Source organism: Thermotalea metallivorans (assembly GCF_001562415.1).
Lineage (GTDB): Bacteria > Bacillota > Clostridia > Peptostreptococcales > Thermotaleaceae > Thermotalea > Thermotalea metallivorans.
The window spans coordinates 24,128-34,233 of sequence record NZ_LOEE01000009.1; the positions used below are offsets into that span (position 1 = coordinate 24,128).

At 39.3% G+C, this 10,106-nt stretch carries 14 protein-coding genes and 1 tRNA gene; 12 read left to right on the top strand and 3 right to left on the bottom strand.

Annotated elements, in window-relative coordinates; all coding sequences use genetic code 11:
- The first annotated feature begins 16 nt into the window (after positions 1 to 16).
- Entirely contained in the window at positions 17 to 268 is a 252-nt protein-coding gene (locus tag AN619_RS01725; RefSeq protein ID WP_068554492.1) for a hypothetical protein, read from the top strand.
- Positions 269 to 483: 215 nt separating this feature from the next.
- Here AN619_RS01725 and AN619_RS01730 read toward each other — a convergent pair whose 3' ends face one another.
- Together AN619_RS01730 and AN619_RS01735 are read right to left on the bottom strand one after the other, a co-directional pair.
- Complete coding sequence (locus AN619_RS01730; protein ID WP_242867272.1) at positions 484 to 1,764, bottom strand: ArsB/NhaD family transporter; 1,281 nt, start codon at positions 1,762 to 1,764, stop codon at positions 484 to 486.
- Positions 1,765 to 1,970: 206 nt separating this feature from the next.
- Positions 1,971 to 2,453 (bottom strand): ROK family protein, encoded by a 483-nt coding sequence (locus AN619_RS01735; protein WP_068554496.1) that lies wholly within the window; start codon positions 2,451 to 2,453, stop codon positions 1,971 to 1,973.
- 157 nt (positions 2,454 to 2,610) lie between these two features.
- On the opposite strand from AN619_RS01735, the gene AN619_RS01740 reads away from it, so the two are divergent.
- The 3 genes from AN619_RS01740 to AN619_RS01750 all read left to right on the top strand — a co-directional run bounded on the left by AN619_RS01740 (position 2,611) and on the right by AN619_RS01750 (position 3,845).
- Positions 2,611 to 2,684, top strand: a tRNA-Gly gene (locus AN619_RS01740).
- 93 nt (positions 2,685 to 2,777) lie between these two features.
- The gene (locus AN619_RS01745) at positions 2,778 to 3,413 is read left to right on the top strand and encodes an MBL fold metallo-hydrolase (RefSeq protein ID WP_068554498.1); all 636 of its coding nucleotides are present in this window, start codon (positions 2,778 to 2,780) and stop codon (positions 3,411 to 3,413) included.
- A 252-nt stretch (positions 3,414 to 3,665) separates the two neighbouring features.
- On the top strand, positions 3,666 to 3,845 hold the full coding sequence (locus tag AN619_RS01750; protein WP_068554500.1) for a hypothetical protein: 180 nt from the start codon (positions 3,666 to 3,668) through the stop codon (positions 3,843 to 3,845).
- A 61-nt stretch (positions 3,846 to 3,906) separates the two neighbouring features.
- On the opposite strand, the gene AN619_RS01755 is transcribed toward AN619_RS01750, so the two are convergent.
- Positions 3,907 to 4,911: an ABC transporter substrate-binding protein gene (locus tag AN619_RS01755; protein WP_330382002.1), complete on the bottom strand. Its 1,005-nt coding sequence runs from the start codon at positions 4,909 to 4,911 to the stop codon at positions 3,907 to 3,909.
- A 342-nt stretch (positions 4,912 to 5,253) separates the two neighbouring features.
- On the opposite strand from AN619_RS01755, the gene AN619_RS01760 reads away from it, so the two are divergent.
- The 8 genes from AN619_RS01760 to pgsA all read left to right on the top strand — a co-directional run bounded on the left by AN619_RS01760 (position 5,254) and on the right by pgsA (position 9,951).
- Positions 5,254 to 6,069 (top strand): ZIP family metal transporter, encoded by an 816-nt coding sequence (locus AN619_RS01760; protein WP_157064872.1) that lies wholly within the window; start codon positions 5,254 to 5,256, stop codon positions 6,067 to 6,069.
- A gap of 201 nt (positions 6,070 to 6,270) precedes the next feature.
- On the top strand, positions 6,271 to 6,411 hold the full coding sequence (locus AN619_RS15805) for a hypothetical protein (protein WP_157064873.1): 141 nt from the start codon (positions 6,271 to 6,273) through the stop codon (positions 6,409 to 6,411).
- Between the two features lie 107 nt (positions 6,412 to 6,518).
- Positions 6,519 to 6,641: a hypothetical protein gene (locus AN619_RS16435; protein WP_278279811.1), complete on the top strand. Its 123-nt coding sequence runs from the start codon at positions 6,519 to 6,521 to the stop codon at positions 6,639 to 6,641.
- 95 nt (positions 6,642 to 6,736) lie between these two features.
- Positions 6,737 to 7,105 (top strand): hypothetical protein, encoded by a 369-nt coding sequence (locus AN619_RS01770; protein ID WP_068554504.1) that lies wholly within the window; start codon positions 6,737 to 6,739, stop codon positions 7,103 to 7,105.
- Entirely contained in the window at positions 7,095 to 7,595 is a 501-nt protein-coding gene (locus tag AN619_RS01775; protein WP_068554506.1) for a flavin reductase family protein, read from the top strand. The genes AN619_RS01770 and AN619_RS01775 overlap by 11 nt, the downstream gene beginning before the upstream one ends.
- A gap of 77 nt (positions 7,596 to 7,672) precedes the next feature.
- Positions 7,673 to 8,497: a hypothetical protein gene (locus tag AN619_RS01780; RefSeq protein ID WP_068554508.1), complete on the top strand. Its 825-nt coding sequence runs from the start codon at positions 7,673 to 7,675 to the stop codon at positions 8,495 to 8,497.
- A gap of 23 nt (positions 8,498 to 8,520) precedes the next feature.
- Positions 8,521 to 9,243 carry a PRC-barrel domain-containing protein gene (locus AN619_RS01785; protein ID WP_068554509.1) on the top strand — a complete coding sequence of 241 codons (723 nt, stop codon included), beginning with the start codon at positions 8,521 to 8,523 and terminating at the stop codon, positions 9,241 to 9,243.
- Positions 9,244 to 9,426: 183 nt separating this feature from the next.
- Positions 9,427 to 9,951 (top strand): CDP-diacylglycerol--glycerol-3-phosphate 3-phosphatidyltransferase, encoded by a 525-nt coding sequence (pgsA, locus tag AN619_RS01790; protein WP_068554510.1) that lies wholly within the window; start codon positions 9,427 to 9,429, stop codon positions 9,949 to 9,951.
- Positions 9,952 to 10,106 lie beyond the last annotated feature (155 nt).

Genomic DNA, 10,106 nt, shown 5'->3' on the forward strand with positions numbered 1-10,106 from the left:
TGGAGGTATGCCAAATATGAGCCAACGTATGGGCAACATGCCTAACTTGAAGAATTCCACTGCTGTTCATCAAGGCGAGATGGAAAAAGTAAAGCAAAACATGAATAACTATGGTATGATGGGACAAGGAATGACATCGGACGTTGCCATTGGAGGCACAGCTGGCTTAAGCAATTCAACTGCTGTTGGACAGCAGGAAATTCAAAAAGTAAGGCAAAAAATTCAAAACAGTGGCAACCAAAACATGGGCTACAATAGCCTTTCGTAATTTTGTAGCGCCTGAAGGCTAATAACCTTCAGGCGTTTCAGTCTGCAGAAAAAAGCAAGGGGACAAGCAAGAACCCTTGAGATTTAGGCTTCGTCGCGAATCAGCAAGCCGCTTTTTACCTATTTTTTTTAGAAAAGCGGCGCAGGGCTGAGCAGGAAGCCAAATCTCAAGGGTTTGTCTATAAGTGCATTTTTCAATGTTTTCATCGTGGAATACTACATGAAATAAAACAAGTACAGATAAACAGTAGAAATAATAATGGATACAATCATGAGGGGAAAACCCACTTTCATATACTGGGCAAAGGAAATTTTATGTTTATGCTTTTCCAATATGCCTGCCACTACCACATTCGCTGATGCACCTACGAGGGTTCCGTTTCCTCCAAGGCAAGCACCTAAAGCCAAAGCCCACCAAAGGGGTGTAATATTGATGGAGGAAAGTCTTCCGATACTATTGATCAAAGGAATCATTGTGGCTACAAAGGGAATATTATCCAGAAAAGCGGAAGCCACTCCGGAAATCCAAAGAATCAATAGACCCGTAAAAACAAGATCTCCTTTGGTAATTCGAATAACAGCTTTAGCAATGGTTTCGATAACGCCTATTTCTTCTAAGGTTCCTACTAAAATAAAAAGGAAGGCGAAGAAGAAAATCGTAAGCCATTCGATTTCTTGAAAAATTTCCTCAGGGTCTGCTTTGCTGATCAAAAGCAGAACAGATGCTCCTGCAAGGGCAACAGTAGCTGTTTCGATGCCGATAAATTGGTGCAGCCCAAAGCCTAAAATGGTGAAGCCCAGTACCCAAAGGGATTTTACAAGCAATTTCTTATCGGTCAATGCCAATTGTTCATCGAAATCCATAATTTTCATTTTTAACGTTTCTTGTACATGGAGCTGTGGTTTATAAATGACTTTGATCAGAAATAGGGTTACAATATAGATGACAGCCACAACCGGGAAAAGATTTAACAAGAAGTCCATAAACCCAAGGCCTGTTTCGCTGCCAATCATAATATTGGGAGGGTCTCCTATTAACGTAGCAGTGCCGCCGATATTGGCAGCAAGAATTTCAGAAACCATAAAAGGTATAGGGCTGACTTTTAATGCTTCTGTAATTACTAAGGTTACGGGAGCAATGAGCAGAACTGTTGTTACGTTATCCAAAAGTGCCGAAGAGATGGCAGTAATAGTACTTAACATCAAAAGTATATGCCAAGGATTTCCTTTTGTCAGTTTTGCAGATTTAATGGCAATATACTGGAATGCTCCAGTTTTTTTGATGATATTGACTATGATCATCATGCCGATTAAAAGGCCTATGGTGTGAAAATCAATGACTTCAAAGGCTTTTTCCAAGCCGATGATTTTAAATAATACCATTAAAACAGCACCAAAAAAGGCAATTGTTGTACGATTGATTTTTTCAGATATGATGATTGCGTAAGTAGTAATAAAGATTCCCGTTGCAAGAATCAGTTGAAAAGATTCTGACAAATTCATTCCCTCCCCCGTTTATAATCATGATAAAATAGAAAAACAATGTATTTATTGTAACTCTTTTTGATGTAATATAAAAATAGAATAAATCATAATATTCCAACAACTGTTCCTGCTGGTTCTGATTATATGAAAATAGATAGCGTATACTATTATTTTCGCCATTATTCGCAAAAATAAAAGAAAAACATAAAAAAGACCCGTTACAGGCTTTCCGGGTCTTTTTCAAAATATACTCTTTCACTGATATCCTTTGTTTCAAAAATAAGATTTCCTAGCTGTTGAATGGTTTTCTCAATTTTTTCCATTTGCACGCTAGGTACATTATAATACAAATATAAATCTTCGAATTTTCTCATCATATTGCTAAGATTTTTATTCATCTCTATAAATTTATCAAATTTTTTGCTTTTTTTCGCATTTTTCATCTGAGCCAAGTCATGTCGGATAATATCGATCACGTCCTGTTCAGATTCATATGTGCCCGCATTGAGGGGATAAGGTGCCTGTCTTTGTAGAAAATATTTTCCCTTTTTATTAATATGATATACATATTTTACAATGGTGCCGCCAATATCAAAGCGTACATAATGCATAATGCCTCGGATGACCTCAACTTCTCCTCCCATTTGTCTGAGCTTAATTTCATGAATATCTTTCTCTAAATCCAAAAATTGCTTGCTCAAGCGTCATCTACCCCTTCCGCCCAAAAATCATTGTTCTACTTGTATCATAATATACTGGAGAAAAAAGAACAATACATTTGTGATGAAGATATGGAAAGAAATTTTTTATATTGACAGAATTAGGCAAAATGATTATAATAGTGCTAGCAAGATAGATGCGGGCATAGCTTAATGGCAGAGTCCCGGCTTCCCAAGCCGGTTGTGCGGGTTCGATTCCCGTTGCCCGCTCCATGACTAAGCAATGGAAAGCTCTACCGATGGTCGTAGAGCTTTTTAATATTTTTAATATGTTGCATACATTGCAATGGAGAAAGGCGGTATAAGATGAAATTGAAGAGATTGATAACAGGGATGCTGGAGACCAACGGATATATTGTCTATGATGAGCATACTTTAGAGGCTTTGGTGATTGATCCCGGAGATGAGCCTCAAATTTTTATAGAATATATGGAGAAAAATTCTTTGAAAGTGCAGGGAATCGTGCTGACCCATTATCATTATGACCACATCGGGGCTGTAGAGGACATAAAAATGAAGTATAACTGTCCTGTATATATTCATAAAAAAGATGCCCATGGACTGCACAGACCGGAAATCAACTATTCGATGGGAGGTTTCCGAAAACCTGTTTCCATCATACCGGGTAGAACTTTATCCCATGGAGATTGTGTCCAAGCAGGCAGCATGATTTTAGAAGTTATTCATACGCCCGGACATACTCCCGGCAGCATCTGCCTTAAGGTAAAAGATGCAAACATTATTTTTACTGGGGATACAATTTTTGATGATGATTTGGGGAGAACGGATTTGGAAGGGGGCAGTACGGAAGAAATGAGAAAGTCCATTGTAAATAAAATATCCAAATGGTCAGATGATATTACTATCTACCCGGGACACGGCGATCATGCAACCATGGCCTATGTGAGAAAGAAAAATATGGAATTTTTGTGCATGCTATAGATCACAAACCAAAAATTTACGTAGGAAAGACCCTGATTACAAGGGATAGGACCACCCTTATGGGGGGTGGATTATGAAGATATTTCTACCTATGCCATGGAAAAGGATATGGAGGTTATTGTAAAAATGACGAACTTTGCACCAATATATAATTCTTCCATCGATGTATCTTTTCTTTCATAATTGAGGAATAATAAGAAGAGAATAGAAAAATATTGTTTTATATTTCTCAAAATATAGGGAGGAAAGTACATGATGGATAAAAAATATGTCATTCGTACAGATGCTTCCATCTCTGAACCCATGACCAGAGAAGAAGCCGTCCAAAAGGCAAAAGAATATGACCGGCAAGGCATATCTGCCTACATTATTTCCGAGGAAGAAGGAAAACGATTGAAAAATAATGATTTTAGAACTCCAAAATGGAGTTAAAGGGGTGAGATTTTTTCACCCCTCTTCTATTTTCTATTCTGGCCCGGTAGACTTTTCAGCGCTATTTGATTTTCTTCATGGCTTCTTCAGCAAACTTTGTGGTTACGATCTTGTCATAGGGTGCCCGCTTATCGAGCTCTCCTGCCTTTTCAATAATATTCATCATATGATTTAGACCCTCTTCTGTCAATACGAGATCCGGCTTCCAAGTATCTTGTTTTTTATATCTTTCTGCTACTTTGATCAGGATCTCCATGTCAGCATCAGGAAATTGGGGAGCAATGGATTTTGCGATTTCTTCCGCACTATGGCTTTCTACCCATTGCATTCCCTTATAAATGGCATTTGTAAATCTTTGGATAATATCCGGATTTTTTTCAATAAAACTCTTTTTTGCAGCGTAACAGGTGTAAGGAATATAACCCCCTTCTTCTCCAATAGAGGCAACGATATACCCAGCCCCTTCTTTTTCCATCAAGGAAGCAACAGGTTCAAACAGTGTAACAAAATCTCCTTCACCACCTTTAAAAGCACCTGCCATTACGGCAAATTGTATATCTGTTCTTACATTTACATCTTTGCCGGGCTGCAAGCCGTGCTTTCTCAGAACATATTCTAAAGTCATCTCAGGCATGCCGCCTTTTCTTCCACCAATGATGGTTTTGCCTTTCAAAGATTGAAAATCAAAGTTGGGCATAGGCTCTCTAGCTATTAGGAAAGAACCGTCCCGTTGGGTCAACTGGGCAAAGTTGACGGCATAGTCTTCTTTCCCTTGATTATATACGTATACAGAAGCTTCAGGGCCCATAAAGCCAATATCTGCTTGATCCGATAGGAGTGCTGTCATGGTTTTGTCTGCACCCTGTCCATTAATGAGCTCAACTTCCAGTCCCTCTTCTTTAAAAAAGCCTTCCGTAATGGCTACATATTGGGGTGCATAAAATACAGAATGGGTCACCTCTGCCAGCCTTACCTTTGTCAATGCCTTTTCTCCACAGCCTGCCAAAGCAAGGGATAGCAGCATAGCCAGGACCAGGAATAAAGCAATTGCTTTCAGCTTTCTCACATAAAATCCCTCCAACCAAAAATTTTATTTTTTCCCTATATAGTTCATTATATTCCCCTAAAAAATAAAGGTGACTACGGAGGTGCTCAATCGCATGATAGACGAAAAAAAGCCAACTGGCTGCAAACAAAGGAACCAGCTTTTTACAAACTGCATATGATGGGATTGAGTACGGATTCGATTAGCTGGGGCTAATGGATGCTGCACCAAAACAGAAATTACTCGCAACTTTATATGTTTCTATTACCGTTGCTTTATTAGCCAAAGCTAATATGAGCTACTCACAAACCGTTGAATTTTGAAAGATTTGACTATGAGATCGAGAAAAAGGGGGAGATGGCGATGGTGATTCAATGGTTTAAAGACCTTGATCCGGTATTTCAGGCCTTCTTGGCCACATGCTTTACATGGTTTGTGACGGCCTTAGGAGCTGCCGTTGTCTTTGTATTTAAGAATGTGAATAGAAAAGTACTGGATGTGATGCTGGGCTTTGCAGCAGGAGTGATGATTGCTGCAAGTTTCTGGTCTCTGCTGGCACCGGCTATCGAAATGGCAAAGGAAACGGGGATACCTGCGTGGATACCGGCATTGGTGGGTTTTTTGCTGGGGGGTATTTTTTTGAGATTGGCAGATAAATTTTTACCCCATCTCCATTCCGGATTTTCTCCGAATGAAAAGGAGGGTATCCCAACAGGATGGCGTAGAAGTATTTTATTGCTCCTTGCTATAACCCTTCACAATATACCCGAGGGCTTGGCTGTAGGGGTAGCCTTTGGGGCGCTAAAGGCAAATCTGCCCTCTGCTTCCTTACCAGGAGCTGTTGCCCTGGCCATCGGTATTGGTATCCAAAATTTTCCCGAAGGAGCTTCTGTGGCTCTTCCTTTGCGTAGGGAAGGATTTTCAAGGCTCAAAAGCTTCTGGTATGGCCAGATGTCAGGGATGGTAGAGCCTATGGCAGGAATTCTAGGAGCTGCCGCGGTAATGTTGATGAAGCCTGTCTTGCCTTATGCTTTGTCTTTTGCGGCAGGGGCCATGATTTTTGTAGTGGTGGAAGAACTAATTCCCGAATCCCAGCAGAGAAAAAATACGGATATTGCAACCATGGGGGCTATGTTGGGCTTTGCGGTGATGATGACTTTGGATGTAGCTTTTGGTTAAAAGAAACTTGATATGGATATGGGAAACAGAAAGGCTGAAGGTGCTTTTGAAATAAAAATGTCATTCCATGGGGTGTATTTGAATAAAACGCATGTAGAAAAAGCTATTTTTTTAAACAAAAAAGGTATATTTTCTCCTTCGCTGGCGTATAATCTACCAAAGTGAAAAATAGCAAAAAGATGCTGTCGGGAGGAAAGGCCTATGGAAGAAAAACAGTTGATAGAAATTATTGAAAAATTTATTATGCTTTGTGACGAACTTTTGAGGAATGGAAGCATTTCACAAGAACAGTATGCAGAATTTACTAACAACAAGAAGGAGTTTTTAAAATCTATTGCATAATTTAGACTGTATTTTTGCAGGAATCTTTCCTTGTGGCATACTCGGCTTTTATGCCTGGGGCACAAATGGAAGATTCTTTTTTTTATGAAGATATGAGGAATATGGCGATGAAGAAAGAAAAAATATGTCCACAGGAGAAAAACGGCAGGGAAAGAGATGTTGGGGAAAGAAATATAAAAGATATACTCCTGCAATCGGATATCATGCCCATGCCCTTAAAAAATGAATAGACATGATAAAAAGGGTGCGTAAATGGTAAAAATAATGAATATATCTATTAGAAAACAGCAAAAAATATCTTTAGAAGCAGGAGGCAGAGCAGAAAATGGAAAATTATCCTATTAAAATTAACCAAGGAAAATATAAATATGGCTATATCAAAGGCAGCGTAGGAGATTTTTACTGGTATGCATTGGTACATAAAAAGGAAATTGAGCATGGAATCAATCCTGTAAGTTTACAAACAGGCCATGGCAGAATATCCAGACTATGTGTGTACAAGGAGATGGCAGAGCCGGAAAAATATCGTTACTGGCCGGCATCCGGCATCAAGAGGTATATTTACGCCAATTATAAAAGGGAATGGGATGTTTTAAACAGCAATTATATTGAGATGGTGAGGCAGTTGGTAAATTACTTAGAGCGGAGATACTCTTTGAAATTGATAAAGGGAGGTGGGAAAGATGAACAATAATCAAATCAAGCTGGGGCTTCGGAAAATCGTCAATCCTGTGGGATTGCTTGTGGCCCAGAAAGGGGAAAAAAGGGATGCTACAACGGTGGCATGGATGTCAAAGGTATCCAACCATCCACCGTTGATTATGGTCAGTATTGCACCGGAAAGGTATGTATACCATTTGATCAAGGAAACAGGAGAATTTGTATTGGCCCTGCTTACCGACCGGCAGGAAAGTCTCGCCCTATATTGCGGGAGCAATACGGCCTATGATGTAGATAAATTTCATGAGGCGAAAATTCAGACGGAGGAGGCTCTTTTTCTCAAAGTACCTTTGATCAAAGATACAGTAGTCAATTTGGAATGCCGTGTGAAGGATTTGCATCCTGCAGGAGATCATGTCATGGTCATCGGAGAGGTTTTAGCGGCCCATCATGATGGAGAAGCCAGGAAGCCCTTGATCATGACCGATAAGATGGGAACGATTGAACTTGAAAACAAGCTATAGGACTTATAGCTTGTTTTTTTGTGGGAATTTAGCACCAAAATCTATGGATAGAAAGTATTTAAAAGGAATTTATAGGAATGTGTAGAAAACTGAAAAAAGAAAAGGAAATATGTCAGAAAAGGGGGGTTGTCAGTGGGATAGTCTTGCTTATCGTGATTGTGAATTTTTTGCTTTATATCTCTTACGACAAATTGTTCTATAAAACGGGCATCAGCAAAAATTTATTTATGAATAGTACTTTGCTGGGGACCACTACAGGTTTCACCTTTCCTTTTTTAGCCTTTTATTATAATTTTAAGAACATTGCCGTCTTGTACCTTGTCATTATGATCACGGCTGTTATCATGCTAAGCAGCAAACATACGACCTTAGTCCCGGAAGGCAACGGTTATTCGGGATTCAAGTTATCCCTTGGGAAAAAGAATCTTGTAGAAGCTACTTCGGTATGGGCTCTGCCATCAGTGCCATATACAGCAGCCGTAGAAATTTCCGGGGAGGCGGACGGCATCTTAGAGGCAGCCTATGAAGAGGAGGCAGAGATGGACATCCTAGGGGAATATTTTGATGCTCTTTATATGGAAAATGCAGTCCAGGAGGAAAGCAATTTACCGGTGGAGGAGGAAATGGAACTGCCTAAAGAAGCCGATGATTATTTTAGAAAGGCAATCAAATATGAAAATGAAGGAAACTATCTCAAGGCCTTGGAAGGGTTTATGCAAGTTTTAAAAATGGCTTCGGAGCCCCATATGAAATTTAAGAGCTGTCTGCATATTGCATCCCTTTACAAAGGTATGGGCCAAAGCAAGCAAGCGGAGAATGTACTGTACTGTTTGCTTCAGCAGTACAAAGAGCAGTTGCAGATGCAGCAGGTGGAGGAGATTGTCCGTGTATTAAAAAGCTAAACATATGCAAGGAGGAAGAGGAAGTGAAAAGTTTGAAGGAGATTATCAATCTGCCCATTATTAGTGTATTTGAGGGAAAAGAGGTAGGAAAAATAAAAAATGTAGTGATTGATCCCCAAAATGGAAATGTAGAATATTTTTTAGTAGATGATCAATCTATGTTTAGCGTAAAGGTTGTCCCCATGAGTAAGATCATGGGCATTGGGGATGAAGCCTTAATGATCGAAACTTCCGATTTGGTGATGGATGCGCAAAAAGATCCTAAAGTGGTAGACCTGTTGGGAAAAAATGTTTCTGTCGTAAACTCTAAAATATTTACGAAAAAGGGAAAAAATCTTGGATCGGTTGCAGAAGTTTTTATTGATGATGAAAACGGAAAAATTCTAGGATGTGAAATTGAAAAAGAGGGGACGAGAAAATTTATCTCATCGGATTCTGTCATTACCTACGGAAAAGAGGTCACGATTGTGGAACATGATATTCATGACAAATTAATGGAGTCTATCGAAGAAGTTTTCAAAGGGAGAAAGCCTGATATTGAATCCGAAAGTGAGAAGGTTTTGGAAGATACGGCAGAGATGATCGAGAAAAAACAAAAAGAATATCTTCTGGGAAGAGAATTAATCAAATCTATCCTGGATGGAGACAGGCTCATTGCCTATGAAGGGCAGATCGTTACGGAAGAATTAATCAAAGCTGCAGAAGAAGCCGGAAAATTTATTGAATTGACCTTAAGCGTAAAATAATTAATAAGACTATCCCCAAGGATAGTCTTATTTGCTATGGGCGATTTTTTGCTCTGTGTTGACAAAAGGCGATTTGTTGTCTGATTGAATCAACAAATATTGGGCACAATAATGAAATGTAGTGTATAATGAAAATGAATATGATTAGAAATTTATGTCGAAGGGCAAGGAAAGAGGTGACAGATGAATATAGCAAATGCATTGACGTTGATGCGCTTTATATTGATTCCGATTTTTATCTATGTGCTGTATTCCGAGAGGCAAGGCAGTATCATGGCAGCTACTTTTATTTTTATACTGGCGGGGATGACGGATGTATTGGACGGATATCTTGCCAGAAAATATCATATGGTTACAAAGTGGGGACAAGCCATGGACCCTTTGGCAGACAAACTGATGCAGCTGACGGTGTTGTTCTGTTTTACGGATAAGGGATTTATTCCTCTTTGGGTAGTGATTGTGATAGGAATTAAGGAATTGCTGATGATACTGGGCGCATTGATACTTTACTATAATAAAGATAAGGTGGTTATTCCCGCCAATCATTATGGGAAGGTTGCAACGGTCATGATGTATGCCGCCATATTGGCTGTGGTATTTCATCTGCCCTTTCGAACCTATCTGATGGGGATTGCCGTTTTTTTTACACTGTTGGCTTTCCATAATTACGTCATAGGTTTCAGACGCGTCCATAGCAGAAGGTTATAGAAACGCCCATAAAACATAAGTGACTATACTTAGAGTAAAATTATAGTTGGCAAATAAAATAGGCTACCGGTTTAGGGTAGCCTGGAGCACAATCATCCTGTATAATATTAATTATCCCAAAAAACAAATACAGGGTGGTGACTATGCTCAATAAT

Coding starts and splice junctions, on each gene's coding strand:
- pgsA (WP_068554510.1), top strand. CDS start 9,427: ATGAATATAGCAAATGCATTGACGTTGATGCGCTTTATATTGATTCCG.
- AN619_RS01770 (WP_068554504.1), top strand. CDS start 6,737: ATGGAAAATTATCCTATTAAAATTAACCAAGGAAAATATAAATATGGC.
- AN619_RS15805 (WP_157064873.1), top strand. CDS start 6,271: ATGGAAGAAAAACAGTTGATAGAAATTATTGAAAAATTTATTATGCTT.
- AN619_RS01745 (WP_068554498.1), top strand. CDS start 2,778: ATGAAATTGAAGAGATTGATAACAGGGATGCTGGAGACCAACGGATAT.
- AN619_RS01780 (WP_068554508.1), top strand. CDS start 7,673: ATGTGTAGAAAACTGAAAAAAGAAAAGGAAATATGTCAGAAAAGGGGG.
- AN619_RS01725 (WP_068554492.1), top strand. CDS start 17: ATGAGCCAACGTATGGGCAACATGCCTAACTTGAAGAATTCCACTGCT.
- AN619_RS01750 (WP_068554500.1), top strand. CDS start 3,666: ATGATGGATAAAAAATATGTCATTCGTACAGATGCTTCCATCTCTGAA.
- AN619_RS01760 (WP_157064872.1), top strand. CDS start 5,254: ATGGTGATTCAATGGTTTAAAGACCTTGATCCGGTATTTCAGGCCTTC.
- AN619_RS16435 (WP_278279811.1), top strand. CDS start 6,519: ATGAAGAAAGAAAAAATATGTCCACAGGAGAAAAACGGCAGGGAAAGA.
- AN619_RS01775 (WP_068554506.1), top strand. CDS start 7,095: ATGAACAATAATCAAATCAAGCTGGGGCTTCGGAAAATCGTCAATCCT.